The organism is Streptomyces sp. Y309 (assembly GCF_056712025.1).
In genome coordinates, this window is record NZ_CM160048.1 from 9,216,914 (window position 1) to 9,240,208 (window position 23,295).

The 23,295-nt window shown below is 70.0% G+C and carries 24 protein-coding genes and 2 pseudogenes; 18 read left to right on the top strand and 8 right to left on the bottom strand.

What is annotated here, in order from left to right; genetic code table 11:
• The first annotated feature begins 135 nt into the window (after positions 1-135).
• The 3 genes and pseudogenes from AC0KTA_RS38645 to AC0KTA_RS38655 form a co-directional block, all read left to right on the top strand.
• Positions 136-387, top strand: coding sequence for a hypothetical protein (locus AC0KTA_RS38645; protein ID WP_481052865.1), 252 nt, complete (start codon positions 136-138; stop codon positions 385-387).
• Entirely contained in the window at positions 371-916 is a 546-nt protein-coding gene (locus AC0KTA_RS38650; protein ID WP_481052866.1) for an RNA polymerase sigma factor, read from the top strand. The genes AC0KTA_RS38645 and AC0KTA_RS38650 overlap by 17 nt, the downstream gene beginning before the upstream one ends.
• A gap of 232 nt (positions 917-1,148) precedes the next feature.
• A pseudogene (locus AC0KTA_RS38655) lies at positions 1,149-1,808 on the top strand (response regulator); the annotation flags it as partial.
• 190 nt (positions 1,809-1,998) lie between these two features.
• On the opposite strand, the gene helR reads toward AC0KTA_RS38655, so the two are convergent.
• The 4 genes from helR to AC0KTA_RS38675 form a co-directional block, all read right to left on the bottom strand.
• Positions 1,999-4,182 carry an RNA polymerase recycling motor ATPase HelR gene (helR, locus tag AC0KTA_RS38660; RefSeq protein WP_481052867.1) on the bottom strand — a complete coding sequence of 728 codons (2,184 nt, stop codon included), beginning with the start codon at positions 4,180-4,182 and terminating at the stop codon, positions 1,999-2,001.
• Positions 4,183-4,543: 361 nt separating this feature from the next.
• On the bottom strand, positions 4,544-5,851 hold the full coding sequence (locus tag AC0KTA_RS38665; protein WP_481052868.1) for a hypothetical protein: 1,308 nt from the start codon (positions 5,849-5,851) through the stop codon (positions 4,544-4,546).
• A 57-nt stretch (positions 5,852-5,908) separates the two neighbouring features.
• The gene (locus AC0KTA_RS38670) at positions 5,909-6,436 is read right to left on the bottom strand and encodes a hypothetical protein (RefSeq protein WP_481052869.1); all 528 of its coding nucleotides are present in this window, start codon (positions 6,434-6,436) and stop codon (positions 5,909-5,911) included.
• 129 nt (positions 6,437-6,565) lie between these two features.
• Positions 6,566-7,015, bottom strand: a complete 450-nt coding sequence (locus AC0KTA_RS38675) for a hypothetical protein (RefSeq protein WP_481052870.1) — start codon at positions 7,013-7,015, stop codon at positions 6,566-6,568.
• Positions 7,016-7,070: 55 nt separating this feature from the next.
• On the opposite strand from AC0KTA_RS38675, the gene AC0KTA_RS38680 reads away from it, so the two are divergent.
• From AC0KTA_RS38680 to AC0KTA_RS38710, 7 genes are read left to right on the top strand one after another with little or no spacing between them, the layout of a single operon-like run.
• A complete protein-coding gene (locus tag AC0KTA_RS38680; protein WP_481052871.1) occupies positions 7,071-7,199 on the top strand; it encodes a hypothetical protein in 129 nt (42 codons plus the stop codon).
• Positions 7,200-7,208: 9 nt separating this feature from the next.
• Positions 7,209-8,309, top strand: a complete 1,101-nt coding sequence (locus AC0KTA_RS38685; protein ID WP_481052872.1) for an ABC-2 transporter permease — start codon at positions 7,209-7,211, stop codon at positions 8,307-8,309.
• 36 nt (positions 8,310-8,345) lie between these two features.
• The gene (locus tag AC0KTA_RS38690; protein ID WP_481052873.1) at positions 8,346-8,783 is read left to right on the top strand and encodes a hypothetical protein; all 438 of its coding nucleotides are present in this window, start codon (positions 8,346-8,348) and stop codon (positions 8,781-8,783) included.
• A gap of 37 nt (positions 8,784-8,820) precedes the next feature.
• On the top strand, positions 8,821-9,060 hold the full coding sequence (locus AC0KTA_RS38695) for a hypothetical protein (RefSeq protein ID WP_481052874.1): 240 nt from the start codon (positions 8,821-8,823) through the stop codon (positions 9,058-9,060).
• The gene (locus AC0KTA_RS38700; RefSeq protein ID WP_481052875.1) at positions 9,057-9,893 is read left to right on the top strand and encodes a GNAT family N-acetyltransferase; all 837 of its coding nucleotides are present in this window, start codon (positions 9,057-9,059) and stop codon (positions 9,891-9,893) included. The genes AC0KTA_RS38695 and AC0KTA_RS38700 overlap by 4 nt, the downstream gene beginning before the upstream one ends.
• A complete protein-coding gene (locus AC0KTA_RS38705) occupies positions 9,875-10,981 on the top strand; it encodes a radical SAM protein (RefSeq protein ID WP_481052876.1) in 1,107 nt (368 codons plus the stop codon). Before AC0KTA_RS38700 ends, AC0KTA_RS38705 begins: the two co-directional genes overlap by 19 nt.
• Positions 10,978-12,225 carry a cytochrome P450 gene (locus AC0KTA_RS38710; protein ID WP_481052877.1) on the top strand — a complete coding sequence of 416 codons (1,248 nt, stop codon included), beginning with the start codon at positions 10,978-10,980 and terminating at the stop codon, positions 12,223-12,225. Before AC0KTA_RS38705 ends, AC0KTA_RS38710 begins: the two co-directional genes overlap by 4 nt.
• A gap of 29 nt (positions 12,226-12,254) precedes the next feature.
• On the opposite strand, the gene AC0KTA_RS38715 is transcribed toward AC0KTA_RS38710, so the two are convergent.
• The gene (locus tag AC0KTA_RS38715; protein WP_481052878.1) at positions 12,255-13,634 is read right to left on the bottom strand and encodes a UDP-N-acetylmuramoyl-tripeptide--D-alanyl-D-alanine ligase; all 1,380 of its coding nucleotides are present in this window, start codon (positions 13,632-13,634) and stop codon (positions 12,255-12,257) included.
• Between the two features lie 429 nt (positions 13,635-14,063).
• Between AC0KTA_RS38715 and AC0KTA_RS38720 the strand changes: the two genes are divergently transcribed.
• The gene (locus AC0KTA_RS38720; RefSeq protein ID WP_481052879.1) at positions 14,064-14,438 is read left to right on the top strand and encodes a VOC family protein; all 375 of its coding nucleotides are present in this window, start codon (positions 14,064-14,066) and stop codon (positions 14,436-14,438) included.
• 96 nt (positions 14,439-14,534) lie between these two features.
• Here AC0KTA_RS38720 and AC0KTA_RS38725 read toward each other — a convergent pair whose 3' ends face one another.
• From AC0KTA_RS38725 to AC0KTA_RS38735, 3 genes are all read right to left on the bottom strand, one after another.
• On the bottom strand, positions 14,535-15,116 hold the full coding sequence (locus AC0KTA_RS38725; RefSeq protein WP_481052880.1) for a snapalysin family zinc-dependent metalloprotease: 582 nt from the start codon (positions 15,114-15,116) through the stop codon (positions 14,535-14,537).
• A 91-nt stretch (positions 15,117-15,207) separates the two neighbouring features.
• Positions 15,208-16,008 (bottom strand): SAM-dependent methyltransferase, encoded by an 801-nt coding sequence (locus AC0KTA_RS38730; RefSeq protein WP_481052881.1) that lies wholly within the window; start codon positions 16,006-16,008, stop codon positions 15,208-15,210.
• A 99-nt stretch (positions 16,009-16,107) separates the two neighbouring features.
• Positions 16,108-16,275: a hypothetical protein gene (locus tag AC0KTA_RS38735; protein ID WP_481052882.1), complete on the bottom strand. Its 168-nt coding sequence runs from the start codon at positions 16,273-16,275 to the stop codon at positions 16,108-16,110.
• Positions 16,276-16,317: 42 nt separating this feature from the next.
• Here AC0KTA_RS38735 and AC0KTA_RS38740 point away from each other — a divergent pair, with 42 nt between their 5' ends.
• From AC0KTA_RS38740 to AC0KTA_RS38770, 7 genes and pseudogenes are all read left to right on the top strand, one after another.
• A complete protein-coding gene (locus AC0KTA_RS38740) occupies positions 16,318-16,881 on the top strand; it encodes an alpha/beta fold hydrolase (protein ID WP_481052883.1) in 564 nt (187 codons plus the stop codon).
• A 77-nt stretch (positions 16,882-16,958) separates the two neighbouring features.
• Positions 16,959-17,819, top strand: a complete 861-nt coding sequence (locus tag AC0KTA_RS38745) for an ABC transporter ATP-binding protein (RefSeq protein ID WP_481052884.1) — start codon at positions 16,959-16,961, stop codon at positions 17,817-17,819.
• Positions 17,816-18,796: an ABC transporter substrate-binding protein gene (locus tag AC0KTA_RS38750; RefSeq protein ID WP_481052885.1), complete on the top strand. Its 981-nt coding sequence runs from the start codon at positions 17,816-17,818 to the stop codon at positions 18,794-18,796. Before AC0KTA_RS38745 ends, AC0KTA_RS38750 begins: the two co-directional genes overlap by 4 nt.
• 5 nt (positions 18,797-18,801) lie before the next feature.
• Positions 18,802-20,877 carry an iron ABC transporter permease gene (locus tag AC0KTA_RS38755; RefSeq protein ID WP_481052886.1) on the top strand — a complete coding sequence of 692 codons (2,076 nt, stop codon included), beginning with the start codon at positions 18,802-18,804 and terminating at the stop codon, positions 20,875-20,877.
• Positions 20,878-21,042: 165 nt separating this feature from the next.
• Positions 21,043-21,963 (top strand): hypothetical protein, encoded by a 921-nt coding sequence (locus AC0KTA_RS38760; RefSeq protein WP_481052887.1) that lies wholly within the window; start codon positions 21,043-21,045, stop codon positions 21,961-21,963.
• A gap of 192 nt (positions 21,964-22,155) precedes the next feature.
• A pseudogene (locus AC0KTA_RS38765) lies at positions 22,156-22,545 on the top strand (DUF2637 domain-containing protein); the annotation flags it as partial.
• 151 nt (positions 22,546-22,696) lie between these two features.
• The gene (locus AC0KTA_RS38770; RefSeq protein WP_481056742.1) at positions 22,697-23,254 is read left to right on the top strand and encodes a hypothetical protein; all 558 of its coding nucleotides are present in this window, start codon (positions 22,697-22,699) and stop codon (positions 23,252-23,254) included.
• Positions 23,255-23,295 lie beyond the last annotated feature (41 nt).

Below are 23,295 nucleotides of genomic sequence, written 5' to 3' on the forward strand. Positions count from 1 at the left end.
CATCACGCGATCGAAGCGCGGGGCCCGCCATGGGTCAACACTGCCGTCCCCACCGACCGGATGACATCGGCGGCCTAGACGATTCCGCGCTCTCAACGCTCTACAGGGCATGCGGAGTTGTCATGACGAGGAGCGGTGATCAGGGTGGGCGCGGAGGCGTGGCTGGTGGTCTTCACAGTGCTGCCCGTGCTGGGCACCATGGTGGGCGCGGTCGCGTACCGGCTGCGGGAGCGTGCTCGTTGGGCGGCCGTGAAGGCCGTGCTCCATCACGGGCCGCAGGGGGCGCGGGTGCGTTTCAAGGCGGTCGACGGCCAGGGGAGGGCGACAACGGAGTGGGAGATCACCCTTCCCCCGGCAGTCGGGAGCAGCGATGAGCGGGGGAGCTGAGCACCTCGGTCCCTCTGCGGCACCGGGGGAGACGTGGATCGAGGAGCTGTACGCGGACCACCATCAGGTGGTGCTGCAGAAGGCCACGCTGGCGGCGGCCGGCTGCACCGCGGACGGCTGGGACGCGACCCAGCACGCCTTCATCAAGGCGTGGGAGCACATGCGCGGTCTCCCGCGGGACGAGGTGGTGAACTGGAAGGGCTGGCTGATCGTGACGGCCGTGCGGTACGTACTCTTCGCCCGCCAACGCCAGGCCGGGTACGTGCCGTTGGAGGACACGGACCTGCCGGACGGCCAGGTTCTCCTGGAGGACCATGTCGTGCTCAAAGAGACCTACCAGGGCATCATGGAGGCCATTGGGCGACTGAGCGAGCGGCAGCGGGAGGCGCTGGTGCTGGTCCACGTCGCCGGCTGCTCCACCGCGGAGGCCGCCGCCGACATGGGGGTCACCGTAAGCACCGTACGCAATCTCATCCACCAGGCCCGGGCCCGACTGGTGACCGCGACCGGGGAGGCGAGCGATGACTGACGACGCCACCACGCCGCACGACGACGTCCTGAGCAGAGTCCTGGGGGACACCGAAGCGGCTGTCGGCAACGCGCTCGACGAGGTGTTCGACGCGCGTGCCGGACTGGAGCAGATCAAACAGCGGCTCCGTCACAGTGAGCCGTCGGCCGAGCGCACGCGGGAGCGGCGGGAGCCGCAGCAGGCGTCGGCGAGTCAGCGCCGGAGGTCGCCCGGCCGGTCGCCCGGTGAGCCGGTGAAGGCCAAGATCCTCCTGGTCGACGACCGGCCGGAGAATCTGCTGGCGCTGGAGGCCATCCTCTCTGCGCTCGATCAGATCCTGGTGCGGGTGTCGTCCGGGGAGGAAGCGCTCAAAGCGCTGCTGTCGGACGACTTCGCGGTCATTCTGCTGGACGTCCAGATGCCGGGGATGGACGGCTTCGAGACCGCGGCGCACATCAAGCGGCGGGAGCGGACCCGGGACATCCCGATCATCTTCCTCACCGCCATCAACCACGGACCGCACCACACCTTCCGTGGATATGCGGCGGGCGCCGTGGATTACATCTCGAAGCCCTTCGACCCGTGGGTGCTGCGCGCCAAGGTCAAGGTGTTCGTCGAGCTGTATGTGAAGAACGTCCTGTTGCGGGAGCAGGCGGTCCTGCTGCGGGGCGAGCTGGCGGGCCGGAGGGGCGGCTCGGGCGGCGGGGCCGACGTGGCGGCGGGGCTGCTCGCCGAGCTGTCCGCGCGGCTTGGGGCGGTCGAGGAGCAGGCCGAGGCCCTGGCCGGCCACTTGGGCCGCGATCCGGAGGATGAGAAGGCGGCCACGGCGGCTCACCTCGAACGCAGGCTCGCCGGGCTGCGCCGGGCCTTGGAGGCCCTGGAGCCGGGTGCGGTCGAAGGACCGGGTGAGGTGGAGAAGCCGGGTGAGGTGGAGAAGCCGGGTGAGTTCGAGGAGCCGGGCGCGGTCGACGGTGCGAGGACGTCGCGGCCGCGATCCTGAGAGGGTGGTTGGGTGGCCGGCGCCGAGGCCGCATACGTCACCAGCCGACGCCGACCGGCCCCCTGCGTGAGGGGACCGGCGGGAGGCGTCCGTCAGGCCGACGTCAGGAGCTCGTGAGGATCACGAGTTGCTGGGTCGCCCGGCTCATCGCGACATAGCGGTCGACCGCTCCCTCGATGCCCTCGCCGAACTCCTCGGGGTCGACGAGGACGACCAGGTCGAATTCGAGCCCCTTCGACAGCTCCGGGGTCAGCGACCGCACGCGGGGCGTCGAGCGGAAGGTGGGATCGCCGATGACGCAGGCGATCCCGTCGGCGTGTGCGGCCAGCCAGGTGTCGAGGACCGAGTCCAGCTCCGCGACAGATCCGTGGACGACGGGGATGCCGCTGCTACGGATGGAGGTCGGCACATTGGCGTCCGGGAGCGCGGCCCGGATGGCCGTCTCGGCCTCCGCCATGACCTCTTCCGGCGTCCGGTAGTTGATGCTCAACGGCGCCACGCTGATCCGGTCGAGCCCGATCCGCTTGAGCCGTTCCTCCCACGACTCCGTGAACCCGTGCCTGGCCTGGGCGCGGTCCCCGACGACAGTGAAACTCCGGGACGGGCAGCGCAGCAGCAGCATCTGCCACTCCGCGTCGGTCAGTTCCTGCGCCTCGTCCACGATGACGTGCGCGAACGGTCCTGCGAGCAGGTCCGGGTCGGCGGTGGACAGTTCGGACCCGTCGACCAGGCTGACCTGGGCGTCCCGGCCCCGCAGCATCCTCACCAGACCTTCGCCGTCGTCACCGTCCGCGCCCGAGTCGGCCACGGCGTCGATCAGGTTGTCGACGACCTGCGCCATGCGCTCGCGCTGGGCGGCGAGGACGGCCGCGTGCCGGCGCTTCTGCCGGGCCGTCTCCGGGTCACCGAGCCGCTGCCGTGCCGCGTCCAGGAGCGGCAGGTCGGACACCGTCCAGGCCTGGGCTTCCGCGCGCTGCAGCTTCCGCACCTCGTCGCGGCTGAGCCAGGGAGCGCACTTGCGCAGGTAGGCGGGTACGGACCACAGGTCGCCGACGAGGTCGGTCGCTTCGAGCATCGGCCACGCGCGGTGGAGGGTCGTGACCAGTTCCCTGTTCTGCCGCAGCGACCTGGCGAACAGCTCGGGCGAGACCTCTTCGCCGTCGTGCTCGTCTCCGTGCTTGTCCAGCAGGATCGTGACCAGTTCCTCCCAGATCTGGTCGCGCGCCTCGTTGTGCGGCGTACCCGGCTCCGGTGCTGCGAACGCCGCGGCCCACTCGTCGGCGCTCAGCCAGACATCGGACCAATGGGTCGAGACCGTCATTCCCTTGGCCGGCGGCTCTTCGTAGATGCCGACGGCCGGTTCGATCGCCTTCACCATGTCCGCGGACGACTTCAGCAGGGCCACGTCCGGGTCGGCCTCGATCGCTGCTCCGGCCCCCTCGGCGACGAGGTCCCGCACGATGCAGGTCTGCACGCCCTCCTCTCCGAGGCTCGGGAGTACGTCGGCCACGTAGTCCAGGTACGGCCGGTGCGGACCCACGAACAGCACGCCGCCCCGACGGTGACCGAGGCGCGGGTCGGAGTAGAGGAGATAGGCGGAGCGGTGCAGGGCGACGACGGTCTTGCCCGTACCCGGACCGCCGTCGACGACGAGGGCGCCGCGGGAACCCGCCCGGATGATGGCGTCCTGATCGGCCTGGATGGTGCCGAGCACGTCGCGCATCCGCGACGACCGGTTGCCGCCGAGGCTGGCTATGAAGGCGGACTGGTCGTCGAGCGCGGCGTGCCCTTCGAGACCGTCCGGAGTGAACACCTCGTCCCAGTAGTCGCTGATCCGGCCGCCGGTCCAGCGGTACCTGCGGCGGCTCGCAAGACCCATCGGGTTGGCGTGGGTCGCCGCGAAGAACGGCTCGGCCGCGGGCGAGCGCCAGTCGAGCAGCAGCCGGCGCCCCGTGCTGTCGGTCAGGCCCAGTCGTCCGATGTACACGGGCTCGGGGTCGTCCATGCCGACGATGTGCCCGAGGCACAGGTCCAGACCGAAACGGCGCAAAGCGCGCAGACGACCGGTGAGCCGGTGGATCTCCGCGTCCCGGTCCATCGCCTCCCGGCCGATGCCGCCGGGCGCCCTGCGCTCGGCGTCGAGACGGTCGGACACTTCGGCGATCGCCTGCTCGAGGCTCTCCGCGATGGCCGCGAAGTGCTGCTCGTCCGCGTCGATCAGCGCCGGATCGGCCTTGAAGGAGAGACGGTCGGGAAGGTCGAACGCACTGGTGGTCAGGGAGTTCATGCCATCAGCTCCGATCCATGGTCGAGCCCGCGAAATCCGACGGCGCGCATATCCGCAGCCCGTCGCTCTGTCCCCACAACCGCGGAGCGGGCCCCACCGACGGCCCGACATCACCGCACGACCCGTCGACCAACAACAACACACGCACTTAGTGGATCTCCGATTCCCGCAGGTTATGGCTGTGACCAGGGATTCTGCGGTACGAGGGGGGCCTTGCCGCAAGCCCCCCTGTGCGCTATAAGTTGAAAGTGGCGAGGAGTGAGTACTCCCTCTCGCCTTCACTCACCACTCCTCGCCTTCACCCGCCACCGTCCTTCTGGGTCCTTCTGGATCCTTCGGGACCCGCCTGCTCGGCGCCGTGTCAGGGAGTGCTCACGGAGAAGACCACGCGCTTGCCCGCGGCGGTGTTGATGCGCTCGTTGATGCCCCACAACCGGTCCGTGGACCAGGAGTAGTTGAGGTTCTGGGTGTAGACGGGAGCGGCGGTCATGACGTGGGGCGCGGTGTTGGCCCGTGCCTTGTGGATGCAGGAGTACGGATCGTCGGCGGTGCCGCCGCCCGCGCCGGTCGGGCAGGTCCCCGCCATGTACCAGTTAGTGCCGTCGGTGGCCGCCCCCTGCATGGACCACACCGGGGAAGTGTAGGCGGCCGACGCGTTGCCCCGGGGAAGCCTGGTCGCGGCGTCGAGCGGCCAGCGTACGACTCGGCCGCCTGCCGCGTCCTTCTTGTACTCGGCCGAGACGAGGGCGTCCTGGCCGCCGGTGCGATCGAGGCTGAGGGAATTGAGGCAGGGGGTGGTGCCCGAGGTGACGGAGCAGGCGGTGCTGCCCGTGGTGGTCTGGTACATCGCGACCATCGGGACGGCGTAGTTGTGCCAGAGGCCCGACGAGGTGGTGCCGGAAATGCCCACCTCCTTGGCCTGCTTGTTCAGCTTCCAGATGTGCCTCAGGTCGTAGACCTGGAGATAGCGGCCGTTGGCGACGAAGGCACGGTCGCCGTACCAGACGACACCGTCGACGTGATTGCCCGAGACCACACGGAAGTTGCCCTTGCCGTCCGCGTTCTTGCCGGGCTGGACCAGGAGCAGGTGGTGATAGTTGGGCGTCCGGCTCTCCGTGTTCACCAGGGTGAGCCGGGCGTACTCGTCGCCGCGCCGCTTCGCCGGGTCGGCGTTCCCCATGTCCGTGCTGTGATGCCAGGTCGCGGCGTAGGCGGGGGTGCCCTTCCACTGCCCGTCGGAGGGGGTCCCGGAATCGCTGTACGGCAGCGACAGGCCCTGGGGCGTCCAGCCGCCCTCCGTGGCGTTCCAGCTGCTCGAGTTGTCGTCCTGCTTCTTCCAGCAGGAGCCGCTCGGCTTCAGGCTCGCGGACAGGCCGGTGTCGTGACAGAGGCCGGCGATGCCGGTGTTGCCGGGGGTCTTGAGGAGCGTACTGACGTCGACGTTCTTGACGGCACCGGTCTTCTCCACCGCCTCGATCGCGGCGTCCATGCCGTCGGTGCCGCCTCCGGCGACGACTTGGTTGAGCCTGAACTGCGACACGGTGCCGGGGTCCACCGGCCCGAACGGCATTGCCGCGGCCGCCGGTTCGGCGTTCACGAGTGTCGCGGAGACGACAGCGGCCGCCGACGCACCGGCCACAGCCAGACGTATTCGCCATGCATGAGTCATGGACCGAACAATAGGCGCGCCGCCGTTGTCAACATCGCGCGCCCGGGCGACGGGAGCTCACGGATTGCAGTTGAGCACCGTGCCCTCATTGACGAGGCACGTGTCGTTGCCCTCGCCGCCGTCGACGACGCCCTCATTGAGCAAGACCTGGATCTCGTCGTCACCGGGGTTGCCGTGGATCCTGCCCAGCGGGCCGTTGAAAGAGGCGATGACGTCGTCAATGCCGTCACCGGCCTGGATGAGGCCCGTGTTCTCCTCCTCCAGCCTGATGGTGTCGGTGCCTGGTCCGCCGTTGATGACACCGGCGTGGTTGAACGTGACTCGAATCGTGTCGTTCCCCAGGTGGCCGAAGATGACGTCGCCGGAAACCAGGGCGTCGCACCGGATGGTGTCGTCGCCGCTCGTTCCGTTGATCTCGGGGCCGGTTTGAGGCTGACCGTTGACGAAGCAGTTCGTTGCCGCGGGGCTCACGGCGACGGGAGCCGCGAACGCGGCGGCGGGGAAGACGAGTGTCGCCGTCACGGCGGCGAGCCGGGCTGCCCAGCGAGTGGCCGTACGGAGCGGGCGCCTGATTCCGTTGTCCATGGCGCGAGAATCCACCCCGACACGCCGCGCTGTCAGCAGTTCGGGGGACCATCGTCACTCACACGAGTTGCCGATTCACCCTCGGGGATGACGGTGCGTCTTGAGTACGCCCGGCGTCCGCCCGCGGGCTCAGCTCGCGTACACCCTGCCTTCCTTCACGACGTAGTGGGCCGGCTCGGAGCAGCCGATGGACGGCGTGAGCAGCAGGCTCACGGTCAGCGGCGCAGGCTCGGTGCTCGCGGTCGAGAATTCGCAGACGGCGCCCTTGCCGGTGAGCGGGTACCAGAACCAGCCGTCCACGTCGCCCACCGTGACGCGGTCGGACTCCTTCCAGGCGCCGTCGGCCTGCGTGTAGACCTGCAGGCGCACCGAGGCGGCGTAGTCGTCCTCCGTGGAGCGCAGCGCGGTCAGCGTGATCTTGTAGTCGCCGCCGAGGACGGACGAGGCGATCTGCCGCGTCTGCGGAGCGGCGGTCTTCGCGTTCGACGATCCGGCGCCGACGGCTCCGAGCGTGGCAGCCATCAGGACGGTGAGGGCAGCGGTCGTGCCCCGGCGGGTGCGGGTGCGGGCCAGGCTCATGTGTTCCCCCGTTGGAACGAGTCGGGACGGAAGGGCCAAATGGCTCTGTTCAGTGGTGAAGACAGCCGACCTGGGGCAGGGGTTGTACGGCTGCGGGGGGGCACGGCGTACGACGTCCCTGCGCATCGCCGCCGTCGTGCCGACCGGAGCAGTCGCGGGGGAGCGGTGGGCCGTCGTGATCTAGCTTGGCGTTATGCCCGACACCTCCGAAAATTCTCCATCGGGAGATGCGCCTCACCCCCGCCCTCCACACGGAGAACACGGCAGACGGGCCGGCCGGCCCGAGCGATGGGAGGACTTCAAGAAGTCACCGTTTCTGCCGGCCACCGTGCTGGTGTTCATCCTGGCCGCGGCCGCCGGGCTCTTCGCGGGCTCGTACACGTACGCCATGGCCGACCCCACCCCTCGCCAGGTGCCGACAGCCGTGGTCGGAGCGGAGCACGCGACGCGGGGCGAAGCGTTCCTGACCGCGATGGAGAAGGCCCTCGACGCCTCCGTCGAAGTCCACCGCTACGACACGGTGGCCGCCGCCCGCGAGGCCGTCGAGCAGCAGGAGGTCTTCGCGATCCTCGATGTCCGCCCGGGCGAACGCGTGGAACTGGACGTCTCCGGTGCTTCCGGCGCCTCCGTGGCCGAGCTGCTGGCCCAGACCGCGACGAAGGTCGGACGCTCCGTCGGAGTGCCGGTGAGCGTCCACGACCTCAACCCCCTCCAGCCCGGAGACCCGCGTGGTCTGGCGATCTTCTACATCTCACTGGCCGCCGTGATCATCGGCTTCGTCGGGGCCATCCAGATGAGCGTGCACGCCCGCGCGCTCAACCCCGCCGAGCGCATCGCGTTCACCCTCGCCTACGCCCTGCTGGGCGCCTTCGCGATCGCCGCGGTCGTGGACTGGTGGCTGGGCGCCCTCGACCTTCCCTTCGTCCAGTCCTGGCTCATCCTGGGCCTGACCATGTTCACCTCCGGCATGGTCTTCACGATGTTCAACACCCTGGTCGGACGATGGTCGATGATCCCGACGTGGGGCCTGATGGTGCTCCTGGGCAACCCGTCCTCGGGAGGAGCCGTGTCCTGGCCGCTGCTGCCCTCCGTGCTCGGGCACATCGGACGCTGGCTGCCACCGGGCGCCTCGGTCAACGCCCAGCACACGGCCGTCTACTTCAACGGCCACCAGCACGCCTTCCCCTACCTCGTCCTCGCCGCCTGGGCACTGGTGGCGTGCGCCGTGTTCTGGGTGTGGCGCCACCGCCACCCCGGGGGACGTGAGAGCGGTCCCGCTCACGCGGCGGCCTGACGCTGCCCACCGCTGTGCCTGGTTTCACACGGGAGGATGGACGGACTGTCGGATGAGTGTCTTGAAGTGCTGGGCGCAGTTGGGGTCCGCGAGGGGTCCTTCGTGGATCTGGAGGGGTCCTTCTTGGATCTGTTTTCTGTTGAGATGAAAGGTGTGGCGATGCAACCCAGTCTTCGAGCTCTTCCTGCCGCTCTCGTCCTGCTGGCCACCGCGGGCGCCGCGTCGGCCGTGGGAGTTCCTGTGGCGTCCGCCGACGACCACAGGGTGGCCCCACTCGTAAGCCTGAAGAACTTTCAGCAGGGAATGTCGAGGCACTATCTGAGTCCACAGACGGTGCAGGAGCGCACGTTCGTGAACGAGGGAACGGGAACGGGGGCTTCTCTCGTGGACGCCGGGAACACCCGACAGGGAATCCCCGGCGCGATTCTGAGCCCGGAGAATGTCAACCACGACACGTTCCTCAACCTTGGCTAGGCGCGCCGTTCATGGTCTTGCGTGCACGGTCGTCGCGTTGGGGAGCGTCCTTGCCGGTGCCTCCGGGGCGGCGGCGGACACGACACCTCTGATCAACGCCCAATGCGTGGGTCAAGGGCTGCTGGTCGCGCCCCTCGACGCCGGCTCTCACCATGGTGATCACTACCACTGCTCCAGCACCGAGGGGGCGGTGCTCCTCGACGCGAGCAGGACACTCCAGGGAGCCCTGATCACGGTCTTCAGCCCGGGCCAGAAGACCACCCACGTGTTCAGATGACGGCAGGCGAGCGCCTGCCGGACGGGGAGGCGGCCGCGGCGGACGACTCCGAGGAGGTCCCCGTCGGCACCGCCTCGGACGCTGGGTTGTCCATGCTGTGGGTGCCTGCGGGGCCGCTCACAGCCCCGCAGGCACAGGCGATGGCGGAGATCCGTTCGTTCCGCGGCATGGCCTGGTACGACCCGGAAACCCGCCCGTGGTTCCGCGGATCCGACGGGACATTCCACGACGTCGGAGAGCCCGAGAAGCACGACCTGGCCGCCTGGCACTGCCTGGCCAGAGATGAGAACGGGCACCTCCTCGGGTGCGCGCGGGTGACGCCCGTGGGCGCCGCGGCTTCGAGTCCGGTCCTGGCCGGGCTGGACGCCGCGGCGCGTCAGGACGTGCTGCGCCGGATGGGCCGACCGGGGCCGGAGGAAGGCATGGAGCTGGGCAAGCTGATCGTTCACCCCGGCCATCGGGGGAGGCGTACCGCGCCGATCCTCGTGGCGCAGGCCTTCGCCACCGCGCGTGCCCTGGGCAGGAGGCACGCGTGGGGGTACGTGGCCACCGGCCGAGGACAGCACCGGTTCCTCGCGCACTACGGGTGCCAGGACCTGGGGCACGAGCGGGAGTATCCCGCGTACGGCGAGGTGACACGCCTGATGTGGTGCGACCTCACGGCGCCTGCCGGGAGATTCGAGTCTCTGGTCACCGAAGTGTTCCACCGGATCGTCCACGGGCTCGCGCAGTGCCGCACGGCACCGCAAGAACCCCCTACGACAAGGGAACCGCAAGAACCCCCTACGACAAGGGAAACGAGAGGTACTGAACCTTGCCGCCAGTCTCCGTAGCGGTCCAGCCGACCAGGCAGTACGTCGTGGACCGGCTGCGCGCCATCCGGGCCGAGGACCCCGGCCTGGCTCAACGCCTGCGCCGCTTGCAGCAGTTCTCCCGTACCTTCCGGACCAACGTGGTCTTCCTGACCAAGACCTGCAACATCCGGTGCCAAGGGTGCTGGTACTTCGGGCACGGGATGGACCAGGGGGTCTCCGAGGCATCCACCCAGGAAGCCGCCGACGCCTTCGCCCGCCGACTGGCCGACTCCGGCTTCACGCACGCGCTGCTCCTGGGCGGCGAACCCACGCTGGTACCCGACCGCATCCGCGCCTTCACCCGCCACGTCAAGCACGTCAGCGTGGTCACCAACGGACTGCGCCAACTGCCCCGCCGTGACGGCTTCGAAGAGGTCAACCTCGCCGTGTCCGTCTTCGGCGGCGGGCCCCTCGACGACGAACTGCGCGGGATCCGCCCCAACGGGACCCGCATCAGCGGGCTGTTCGACCGCGCTCTGCGCAACTACCGTGACGATCAGCGGGCAGTCTTCATCTACGCCCTCTCCGAGGACGGCATCACCCACCTCGAAGACACGGTGCGCCGTATCCACGAGAACGGCAACCAGGTCAGCTACAGCTTCTACAGCGCCTACGACACCGACACGCCCCTTCCCCCCGCATCGTCTCGCCGCGACGAACTGCTGGCCGAGGCGCTACGGGTCCGCGAGCTGTACCCCGAGACCGTGACCAGCCACCCGTACTACATCCGCACCGCGGTCACCGGCCGTTCCCACTGGGCGGAGTTCGGCTACGACGTGTGCGCCACGATCAGCACCGACCACCCGGCCCACACCGAACGGCTGGCCAACGGCAGCCCGGTGCTGCCCGACTTCGCCGCCTACCAACCCGACCTGAAAACGGTGCAGTTCTGCTGCACCTCGGGCGACTGCGGAGGATGCCGGGACAGCCAGGCCGTGTACAGCTGGCTGCTGGTCAGCCTCCCGCACTTCCTGGACAGCCCGGAACGACTGCGCGAGTGGGTCGAGGTATCCGAAAGCTTCTACCGCCAGTACCACTGGTCGCCCTACCACCCGAGGCACACATGACCACACCCGACATCGGCCTGCGGCCACCACTGCACGAGACGGACGTACTCGCGAACCTGGCCGCCCCAGGGATCAGAGAAGATCCGTACCCCTTCTTCACCCGCCTCCGCGAGGACTCGCCCGTCCACCGCAACCCCACGGGCGGGGTGTGGTTCGTCAGCCGGTACGCCGACGCCGTCCGCGTCCTGCGCGACCCGCTGTTCCGCGCCCCCGACCCCTCCGAGCTCGGCGAGCGGTATCCGCGCTACCGCCACTCCCGGGCCCTGCGCCTCTTCCTGGACGGGCCGGCGGTCACCAACCCGCCCGAGCACACCGAACTGCGCCGGGTCATGGCCCAGTTCTTCAGCCCCCGCAGGGCGGAAGACGTCCGTATCCTGTGCGAGGACCGCTGCCGCCAGTTCCTCGACCCGGTGGTCGAGCGGCTGCGCGACGGGGAGACAGTCGACCTGCAGGCCGATCTGATCTACCCCATGAGCTGCAACGTCCTCTCCGACGTGCTCGGCGTCCCCGAGCCCGAGCGCGACGCTCTCGCTCCCCTCGCCCTGCCCGCGCTCGCCGCCGTGAACCCCAGCACCGGCGACGAGGCACTGAGCCGGGCGGACGACGCCAGTGCCCGACTGGAAGCGTGCTTCACCGCCCTCTGGGAACACCACCGGCGCAACCCCACCTCGGACGATCAGCAGGACCTCGTCTCCTGCCTGGCTCCCCGGCTGTCGCAACGTCGGCTCGTCACCCTGCTGTGGTCGCTGTGGACCGCCGGCTACGAAAGCACCGTCGGCGGGATCACCACCTGCGTCCTTGCCATGCTCGCTCACCCCGACCACGCCCGGATGCTGGACAACCGGGCCGAGGCCGGCGCGTTCGTCACCGAATGCCTGCGGCACGACCCCCCGATCTGGAGCACCGGCGCACCCCGGACGCCCATCGAGCCCGTCGAACTGGGCGGCGTACGCGTACCGGCCGACGCCGACCTGCGCGTACTCTTCGGCGCGGCCAACCGGGACCCCGACGCCTTCACCGACCCCGACCGCTTCCTGCCCGACCGGCCCACTGCCACCACACCCCCCTTGATCACCTTCGGCCAGGGCCCTCACTACTGCCTGGGCGCAGCACTCGCCCGCACCGAGATGGTCACCGTTCTGACGCAACTACGCCGACGGCTCCCCTCGCTGACCCTCGCCACTCCGCCCCGACGCCGGACGGGACCACTCCGCGGCTTCGAGAACCTCCTGATCACTCTCTAGGAGATCTCTCACGGCTGAGGTTATGGGGATCACGAGACGAGGTGGGCGAGCAGCTTGTCGGCGAGGAGCTCGAAGTTTTCGGCACGGGAGGCTTTGATCAGGACCACGTCACCCGGCGTCAGCAGGCTGTGCGCGGTGTGGAGAGCGGTGGACTGGTCGCGGGTACGGGTGACGGGGGTGCCGTGGGTGCGGGCGGCCTGGGCGAGGGCGTCGATGTCGCCCTCACCTACGGTGATCAGGTGGTGAAGACCCAGGGTGGCGATGAAGACGCCCAGCCGATGGTGTTCCCACGTGGAGTGGCGGCCCAGCTCGTGCATGGGACCCAGGACGGCCACGGCCCGTCGCCGACGGGTGAGGCCCATCAGCGCGGTCAGCGAGGCCCGCATGCTGGGCGGGCTGGCGTTGTACGTGTCGTTGATGACGCGGATGCCGTCCGGCCGGTCGATGATCTGCATACGCCAGCGGGAGACCACGGTGGCGTCGTTCAGCCGGGCGGCGGCCTCATCGAGCGGCAGGCCGGCATGGCGGGCGACCGCGGCGGCCGCGAGTGCGTTGGTGACATGGTGGAGTCCCGGTTGCCGGAGCCGGACCGGTGCGCTGCCCTCCGGGCTGTGGAGGGTGAAGCACGGGAAGCCGTCCCCGTCGAGGCGGGTGTTCGTGGCACGGACCACGGCGTCGCCGCCGTGTCCGATGAGCACCACCGCGGCGCGGGTACGGCCGGCCATGGCACGCACTCGGGGATCGTCGCCGTTGAGCACCGCCAGGCCGTCGCGCGGCAGCTGCCGGACGAGGGCGCTCTTCTCGTCGGCGATCGCGTCGAGGTCGCGGTACGACCCCAGGTGCGCGGCACCGACGTTGAGTACCACCCCGACGGAGGGGCGGGTCAGGGCGGCCAGGCGGCGGATCTCCCCCGGACCGAAGGCCCCCAGCTCCAGCAACAGATAGCGGGTGTCGGCCTCGGCCCGGGACACGGTGAGGGGAACGCCGACCGTGTTGTTGCGGCTCTCGGCCGTGGACACCGTCGGTCCCAGGGCGCTCAGCAGGTGCGCGGTGACGTCCTTGGTGCTGGTCTTGCCGACCGAGCCGGTGATGCCGATCACCGTTGTCCGCGTCGGCAGACGCCTGGTGAGCTCGGCCGCCAGGCGGCCCAGCGCCGTCCGTACGTCGTCGACCACGATGGTCGCTACCCCGAGCTCGCGTTCGGCCAGCACGGCCACGGCGCCGGCAGTGACGGCGTCTTTCGCATACGCCGGCCCGCTGTGCTCCTCCTCGTCCTCGACGGCGGCGAACAGACCGCCGGGCACCACCTCGCGCATGTCACAGCACACCGGCGCGGTCACGACAGCATCGCCGTCGCAGCCGTCGAACAGCTTCCCCGCGACCACGAGAGCGATGTCCCGCAACGTCATCGTCAGCACCCACCCACACTTCCCCCCGACGTGCCCTGCGTATCCCACGCCGCTGGATGACCTGGCGCGATTCCCTGCCCCGCGACGCCACTCACCCAGCGGGGCCTGGGCGTGGCACTTCCCCTCTGCCCGCTTGCTGTACCGATGTTCCCCACCTGAATGCTGGCCGACCGGGGCGATGTGGCCGGATGAGCCCCTGGGCTGCTGGGCGCGGTCGCTCGCGCGGCCCCTGACCGGCTGCGACTCGGGTGCCCGGCGGCGATGCTGGTGCGGATGGCGTGTGCGTCGAGGCGCCGCGGGAACTCGGTGCCTCCTGCTGGTACGGCGCAACGTCCCTGAGAGCCCGCGCAGGCTGTTCATCCACGGGCGCGGCGACGAGGCCGGAGGCGTTGGCGGCCGCCCGGACCATCTAGAACAAGGAGAACCCCCATGGCGATCGCGACCTACACCCTCGTCGCCCTGGACTGCCCGGAACCGGAGTCGCTGGCTCGTTTCTACGCGGCCGTTCTGGGCGGCGAGGTCAAGCAGTACGACGAGAACTGGTACGACCTGTACGCCCCCGGCGGGCACCGCGTCTCCTTTCAGCGTGCCGCCGGCCACCGGCCGCCCAAGTGGCCCCAGGCGTCGTCCGATTCGCAGCAACTGCACCTCGACTTCACGGTCACCGACATGGACCGGGCCCAGGAAGAGGTCCTCGCCCTCGGGGCGACGCCGCTCGACCTCGACGATCGGGGCGGCGAACGTGGTTGGCGGGTCTTCGCCGACCCCGCGGGGCACCCCTTCTGCCTGTGCCGGGAGGAGTAGGGCAGGCGGCTGCTGCACGGGCGTGCCGGGCGTGCGGTGGGGTGCCTGACCGCGTGCGTCGCGGTCAGGCACCGTGTGCTGCGTTCGTCGTCGCGACTACCGTGCGTCCACCAGCATGCGGCCGTCGGCCGGGGTGCGGGACGCGGCGCCGTTGGCGTAGGCGGACTCGACCCGGGCCTGCTCGGCCGCGTCGGGCACCGCGTTCTTGCAGCTCGTGCCGGCGCTGGAACCCGACATCAGCTGGGAGCACGGGCCGGGCTTGGTGTCCGGCAGGCCCAGGTTGTGGCCGAGCTCGTGGGCGACGATGCGGGTCTTGTCGTGGCCCTGGGTGACGGCCTGGCTGCCGAGTTCGACACGGGCCTGGCCGCCCGGGCGGACCGGTCCGAGCGAGGCCTGCGGCCAGCCGCTGGTGGCGACGATCTGGATCTCGGCCCGGGTGCCGGGAGCCGCCTCGACCAGCTTGACGTTCTCGACGTTGTTGTTCCACGAGGCGACACCGGCCGTGACCGCCGCCTCCCAGCCGCTCGCCCGGCTGTCGTCGTAGCGGAGGGTCACCACCGCCGACGCGCCCTTCGCCGCGGCCGGTTCCGGCGCGGACAGGGCGTTGGCCGCCGGTGCCGCGGTGAGGGCGACCGCGACGGCGGTACTCGCTATTCCCAGCCGTATGTAATGCAGCATTGCTGTCCCTTCACTTCACTTGTGGGGGGCCTCGGCTCCGTACGGAACCGAGAGTGTGTGGGGAGGGAAGTGCTGTTCTACGGGGGCGGGTTCACGGCTTGCGCGCCACCGCCCCGTACATGGCGATGTCCCGGTCGTCGACGGCGTGTTGCCCGCCGCCCGGCCGCCACTTGTGGACCTGGGTCACGCCGGGCTCGACCAGGTCGAGGCCGTCGAAGAAGGAGGTGGCCGTCGGCAGGTCGCGCAGCGCCATGGGCATGTTCTGCCGCGCGTACTCCTCGGCGACCCGGCCGACCTCCTCGGGGGCGAAGTCCGCGGTGCCGATGGTCATCGCGAGGTAGCTGCCCGACGGAAGCGGGTCGAGCAGACGCCGCACCAGCCGGTGGTCGTCCGGCGGCAGGATGAAGTGCAGCATGCCGATGATCATCAGGCCGACCGGCCTGTCCAGATCCAGCAGTTCATGGAATTCCGGGCTGTCCAGGATGGCGTCGGGGTCGTGCATGTCGGCGTCCACATAGGCCGTCGCGCCTTCGGGCGAGCTCTGCAACAGGGCGCGGGCGTGCGTGAGGACGATGGGATCGTTGTCCACGTAGACCACGTGCGCTTCGGGCGCCGCCTTCTGCACCACCTCGTGCAGGTTCGGGGCGGTGGGCAGCCCGGTCCCGATGTCGAGGAACTGCCGAATGCCCTTCTCCTGGGCCAGGAAGTGCCCGGCGCGGTGCATGAACCGCCGGTTCTCCCGCATGTGCACGGGCAGCGACGGCCAGTGCCGGCACATGGCGTCGCCCGCCTCGACGTCGACGAGGTAGTGGTCCTTGCCGCCGAGGATGTAGTCGTAGACGCGGGCGGAGTGCGCCGTTGAGGTGTCAACCCGGTCCAGGGCGCTGGCCATACGCTGTTCCCATCCTCGCCGCCGACGGTCGTGGCAGACGGTACAGCGCCGGACCACTCCTCGAACAGCAGCCCCACGGCCATGTATACGTCCGGGAGTTCAGGCCGCGAGCCCCGGCGTCACGGCGCCCACGACGGGGGCCGCGCACACCACGAAGGAGTCCTCGTGCCCCACCGGGACCGTTCCCCGCGTTCCGCACTTGTCCTGAGCCGAAGTGCCGAACGCCCGCGTGCCGCCGTGCTGTTGCTGCACGGCGGACACGACCACGGCACCGCGGCTCCCGGGCCGTGGAATCTCCCCGCCGCACGGATGCTCCCCTTCGACCGGGCCGTCCGCCGCGCCACGGCCGAGCACGCCGTGCTCATCGGGCGGGTCCGCTACCGCTGCCGCGGCTGGAACGGCGAGCGGGCGGACGCGGCCCGCGACGCCGAGACGGCGCTGCGCGAGCTCGCCCAGGTCGCCGGTGACGCGCCGACCGTCCTGGTCGGTCATTCGATGGGCGCCCGTGCCGCCTTGCGCGCGGCCGGTGCCCCCGTCGTGCGGGGAGTCGTCGGGCTCGCGCCGTGGTGCCCTCTGGAGGAACCGGTGCGGCACCTCGACGGCCGACGCGTCGTCCTCTTGCATGGCGACAGGGACCGCGTGACCGATCCGAAGGCATCCGCCGCCTTCTGCGTCCGGGCGAGGAGCGCAGGCGCACACGCGGGCCTCGTGGTGGTGCGGGGCAGCGGTCACGCCATGCTCCGGCGGGCGACCTCCTGGCACGAGCTGGCCGCGAGCGCCGTAACAAGCCTGCTCGGGATCACGCCGCTGTTCCCTCTTCCACCGGTGGAGCTGGGAGTGGGGCCGGGTCTGGACGAGGCGCCCGATACGTGAGCTTGGCCGAATTTCCTCTTGTGGTGATCACCGGAGGCCGTTTCGCACCTGGGTAAGGTTAGGCTAACCTCCACGGCGTGCATGAAGGTGAAGAGACCGCCGCGGCCACGCGCCCCCAGGGTCATGAACTGTCGGCCACGGGCGTCACCGTGGCGTACGAAGGCGTCGATGTCGTACACGACGCCTCGATGACGCTGCGCCCGGGCGACGTGACGGTCCTGGTGGGGCCGAACGGGAGCGGGAAGTCGACGCTGCTGCGCACGCTCGCGCGGCTGCAGCGGCCCAGGACCGCCACGCTCCTCATCGACGGCGACACCGACGGCCTCGCGCTGAGCCCTCGTGAGTTCTCGCGCCGCGTCGCCCTGCTCACCCAAGGGCGCCCCACACCCAGCGGACTGACCGTACGGGACGTGGTCGAATTCGGCCGCTACCCGTACCGGGGCCGTTGGGGCACAGCCGACCCGGGCGGCCGGGCCGCCGTGGACCGCGCTCTCGCCATGACGGGCGTCGCGGAGCTCGCCGAACGCGGCGCCGAGCACCTGTCGGGAGGTCAGCTCCAGCGGGTATGGCTCGCCGGCTGCCTCGCCCAGGAGACGGGCGTGCTCCTGCTCGACGAACCGACGACCTACCTGGACCTCCGGTACCAGGTCGAGCTCCTCGACCTCATCCGGGAGCTGGCGGACGACCACGGGATCGCCGTCGGCGCCGTCCTGCACGACCTCGACCAGGCCGCCGCCATAGCCGACCGGATCCTCCTGCTCGACGCGGGACGGGTCGTCGCGGACGGCGACCCCGAAGACGTACTGACTCCGCGGCGGCTGACCGACACGTACGGCATCCGCATCGAGGTCGAGACCGACCCCCTCACCGGCCATCTGCGCACCCGCGCCATCGGCCGGCACCACTCGCGAAGCGAAAGGCTCAGCACCACCTCATGAGACGCCTTCTGATCACCGCGGCGGCCGCCACCGCCGCGGCCCTCACCCTGTCCGCCTGCGGGACCACCGAGTCCTCCGACGACGACGCGAAGAAGGGCGCCCAGCCCATCACCCTCACCGACGGCACCGGCACGAAGGTGAAGCTGAACGGGCCCGCCAAGAAGGTCGTCGGCACCGAGTGGAACGCCGTCGAGAGCCTGATATCGCTGGGCGTCGACCCGACCGGTGTCGCCGACGTCAAGGGCTACAAGACCTGGGACACCGCCGTCCCGCTGAAGAACGACCCCAAGGACGTCGGCACGCGCGGCGAGCCGAGCATGGACACCATCGCGTCCCTGAAGCCCGACCTCATCGTCGCGGTCACCGATCTGCCGGCCGCCGCCATCAAGCAGATGCGCAAGGTCGCCCCCGTCCTGGTGCTCAAGCCCGCCGACGCCGCCGACCCGATCGGCCAGATGACCGAGAACCTCGACCTCATCGCCGAGGCCACCGGCACCACGAAGCAGTCCGCGCAGCTCAAGAAGGGCTTCGAGGCGAAGCTCGCCGAGGGCAAGAAGGCGCTCGCCGACGCCGGTCTCGCCGGCGCGGACTACGCCTTCGCCGACGGCTACGTCACCTCCAACCAGGTCTCCATCAGGCCGTTCACCAGCGGCTCCCTCATCGGCGCCGTCAACGAGAAGATCGGCCTGAAGAACGCCTGGAAGGTCAAGGGCGACAAGAGCTACGGCCTCGGCGCCACCGACGTCGAGGGCCTCACCAAGCTCGACAAGGACGTGCAGTTCGCCTACATCGGCAACAAGGGCGACAAGACCAGCACCCCGTTCACGGGAGTCCTCGCCAAGGACAAGGTGTGGACGTCGCTGCCGTTCGTGAAGAAGGGCAACGTGCACCGGCTGCCCGACGGCATCTGGATGTTCGGCGGCCCCGAGTCGATGAACCAGTACGTCGACTCCGTCGTCGACGCCCTCACGAAGTAAGCGCCATGACCGTCACCGCGACCACCCCCGCCGCCCGACCGTCGACAGCCGCGTCCCGTACGGGCGCGGTCGCGGTGACGGCCGCACTGGTCCTTCTCGTCGCCGCGCTCGCGGTCGTCGACATCACCCAGGGCACGGCCGCGGTCGGCGCCCCGGAGGTGTGGAAGGCACTCACCGGCAGGGCCGAGGCGGCCGACGCGTCGGTCGTCGTCGCCTCCCGGCTGCCGCGGATGACCGCGGGGCTGCTCGTCGGCGCCGTACTCGGCATGGCGGGCGCCGCGCTGCAGGCGGTCAGCCGCAACGTCCTCGCCGCCCCCGACACCCTCGCCGTCAACGCGGGCTCCTACCTCGCCCTCGGTCTGGCCGCCGCCTCCGGCATCTCGCTCCCGCTGCTCGCCTCCTCCGGCATCGCCTTCGTCGGCGGCCTCGCGGCGGCGGCCGTCGTCCTCGGCCTCTCCGGTCTGGGCGCAGGCTCGGTCCGGCTCGTCCTCGCCGGCAGCGCCCTCACCCTCGGCCTGACCGCCGTCACCGAGGGGCTGCTCCTGCTGTTCCCCCGGCAGACGGAGGGCCTCTACAAGTGGAACCAGGGCAGCATCGCGCAGAACGGCTTCGACGGCGTGCTGCAGATGCTCCCGGTCTGCGCCGTCGGCCTCGTCGGTCTCGTGCTGCTCGCCCGCCGGGTCGACGCCCTGGCGCTCGGTGACGATGCCGCGCGCGGCGTCGGCGTACCCGTCCGCTCCACCCGCGTCACCGCCGTCGTGCTCGCCGCCCTGCTCTCCACCGCCGCCGTCACCCTCGCCGGACCCGTCGGCTTCGTCGGCCTGTGCGCTCCCGCGCTCGTACGCCCGCTCGCCCGCAGGTTCCGCGCGTTCACCCGCTCGCGTGCGAGCCTGCCACTCGCCGGTCTCACCGGCGCGGCCCTGGTGCTCGGCTCCGACGTGCTGCTGCGCGCCGTCGTGTCGGCGGACCGGTCGGTCGCCGTACCGACCGGCGTCGTCACCAGCCTGGTCGGCGCCCTCTTCCTCATCGTCATGGCCGCCAAGGTCCGGGACACCGCCGGAGCCGTCCAGGCCGACCGGCTGCGCATCCGGAGCAGGGCCGTGTTCGTCACCACGACGGCCGTCCTGGCAGTCGTGCTCGTCGGCGTGACCATCGCCGCCGTGCTCCTCGGCGACAGCAAGCTGCTGCTCGGCGACGTGGTCAACTGGGCGCAGGGACGGGCCGGTCAGACCCTCACCTTCGTACTCGACACCCGGGTGCCCCGCGTCCTCGCCGCCCTGCTCGCGGGTGCGGCCCTCGCGCTCGCCGGGACGCTGATCCAGGCCGTGACCCGCAACCCCCTCGCCGAACCGGGTGTCCTGGGTGTGACGAACGGTGCCGCGCTGGGCGCGGTGGTGCTCGTGACGACGGTGCCCACGGTCGGGTCGTGGGGCCTGGCCGCCGGTGCGTTCGCGGGCGCCGCGATCAGCTCCGTCCTCGTCTTCGGTCTCGCCGCGCGGGGCGGGTTCCAGCAGAACCGGCTCGTGCTCGTCGGATTCGGCGCCGCCACCGGGGCGTCCGCCGTGATCAGCCTGCTGATCATCCTCACCGACCCGTTCAACGCGACGAAGGCCCTCACCTGGCTGTCGGGCTCGACCTACGGGCGGTCCCTGCCCGACGTGGTGCCCCTCGCGATCGTCCTCGCCGTGGGCCTCGCCGTCGCGGTGATGCGGCGCACCGAACTCGACCTCGTCTCGCTCGACGAGGACACCCCGAGGCTGCTCGGCCTCAACCTGGGCCGCGGACGCCTGGGTTTCCTCGTCCTCGGCGTCCTGCTGAGCGCCACCGCCGTGGCCGCCGCCGGCACGATCGGCTTCGTCGGACTCGTGGCACCGCACGCGGCCCGCGCCCTGGTGGGCCGGCAGCACGCCCGGGTGGTGCCGGTCGCCGTGCTCCTCGGGGCCGTCCTCGTGTGCACCGCCGACCTGGTGGGCCGCACGGTCATCGCCCCGGCCCAGCTCGGCGCCGGCCTCATGACGGCCGTGATCGGCACGCCGTACTTCCTCCATCTCCTCGTACGCAGCCGCCGCCAGTCGCCGTGAGGCGACGCCGACCCGGGCGTTCGTCGACCCGACGGCGGGCCTATGACGTCCTTGTCGTGCGACATTGGTGCCCTTGGTTCAACGCCGGGTGGGTAGCGAGCAGTTCGGTGAACCCGCGTTGCCCTGGGCCGGGTTGCCCGGCCTGATGCCGAACGGGGGAGGCAGATGTCGGACAAGGAGAGCCCCGACCGCTCGCAGGAACTGCCGCTGGGCCGCCTGCGCTCCTACTTTCTGGGTCTTGCCGTCTGGCAGCGGGTCGCCCTCATGGTCATTGGATCCGCTTTCCTGGCGCTGTTTTCGAGTCTGTTCATGTGGAGGATGGACTCGAAGCCGTATTATGGCGCGCCCGATCCTCAGCGTGACTATATCCTTGAAATTGACCGCGCCCGCAAGGCGCTGTTTGAAGGAGACCTTGAACTTCGCGTGCATGGGCTCCAGGTCGGAAAGAAGTCGAAGCTGACCGCTGTGGTTTCGGGTAGTTGGCAGAGATCACCAAACGGAAAGCGTGATCGCTGGGTGAACGCCGGTGCCCGGCTGGGAGTACGGATTGACTGTCTGGACCTGGGGAGTTCGTGCAGATCGCATTCGTCGAGGATGCAGAACGTTCTCACTGTGGGTGATCGCGCCGAGTGGGTATGGTCGACAGTGCCCAAGAATTCCGGGCGGGTACCCATCGGATTCACGGTAACCGCGTACTACCGCGGATCGGACAACGTGCTCGTCGAATCCTCAAGCCTCTTCAAGGTCAGAGTGGCGCCGAAGGAGGAGCGTTCGAGCGATACGCTCGGCGACATCTGGGGATGGGTCAAATTCTCCTGGAATTCAACAACTCAGATTGCGACCGGGTTGGGAGCCATCATCGCCGTAATCATTGGTTACATGGCGCTGCGGCCCGCCCGGCGTAACCACGCAGAGGGCAGTGGCGCCGAGGGCGGCACACAGGAAAGCGACGCGTCGCGCGCTCAGCAGCCTGAGGGTGAATCAGGTGCGCTAGACGAATCAGGTGCGGCGGCAGACGACGCGCCCGCTGCCGGCGAGCCGAACGCCGATAGAGACGGTGCTGCTCAGCGCAGCGACATCACGTGAACGGGTCAATGCCCCCGAAATGCCATGCCCCGCACGCCTCTTGAGGTGTTCCTCCAACGCGCCCTCGGCGGGACGCGGTGCAGAAGGCGGACGGTCTGACCAGGGCCTTTTGGTAGGCAAGCTCGTCGTCGAGGGGAGCTTCTTCCCTACGGCGCGAGGGAGGGCGGGGCGGTGAGGCGCCCCGTCGTGCGGATGGGTGCCGGTTCGGATGTGTGGGTTCGACGCGTCGGGGCGGCGGTCGTGGCTGGGGTTGCGGCGTATGCCTCGTACGTCCATCAGCGCGAGTTTGCGCTGGAGGGCGGGGCGGACCGGACCAGCGCGACGCTGTGGCCGTTGTCGGTCGACGGGCTGCTGCTGCTGGCGACTGTCGGTGTTCTGAAGCGGCCCCCTGGTGGCGACCGCCGGGCGCGGTGCGTGGTGTGGTTGGCGTTTCTGCTCGGAATTGCCGTCTCCCTCGCGGCGGACATCGCTGCGGCACCCGCCGTGGCGTGGAAGCCGGTGCTGGTGGCGGGCTGGCCGCCGGTGGCGCTGTTGCTGGCGGTCGAACTTCTCGCCGACCGATCCCGTGGTGACTCCGATCGTCCTGCTGAGAAGCCGTCGGAGCGGGATGATGCGGCCAACGGAGACCCGCTGTTGGAACGCGCCCACCCGCAGCGTTTCACCAGGGTGGGACACCTGCCTCCTTCTGACCTGAAGACGAAAGAGACCTCTGCTGTGAACAATGCGCCCACCGTTGACGACCTGCGCAACCAACTCGTCGACCAGATCCTCGCCCAACGCCCCCTGCCGACCAACATCGAGCGCGCGCTGCGGACCGTCCACCGGGAGGTCCCACCTCCCGGGCCTCGACCCGACCGACGCCTACAGCAACAAGGCCGACGTCCAGGTCGGACGCCAGGAATCCTTCGACGGCATCTGGCTTCGTGTGACGGCTTTCGAGGACACCGTCTGCCGCCTGGAAGTCACCAAGAAGGCACTGGAGGAAGGCGTACGGCGCCCTGTGATCCCGGTGCGAAGCCCGGCCCTTGTACGGGGAGACTCCCTCGCCTACTTGATCGCCGAGCGAGACGACGCCGACGCCGAGCGGCCCGTACGCCTCGGGGCCGCCAGCTACGGCAACAGCAGCCCTGCACTTGCCCGCAGGCTCGCCGCGCACATCACCGCCTGGAGCGCAGCTCGCTCCGCGGTACCCCAGCTGACCATCTGCCCTGCCGAAACGGCAGACCGTGACCTGCCCGAGGGCCACGTCATCGACAAGGGGGACAGTCGAGTCGTCCTCTCCTACGAGTAGGCACTGTTCCGCGGGTATGTTGTCCGGCCCGCAGGAACTGC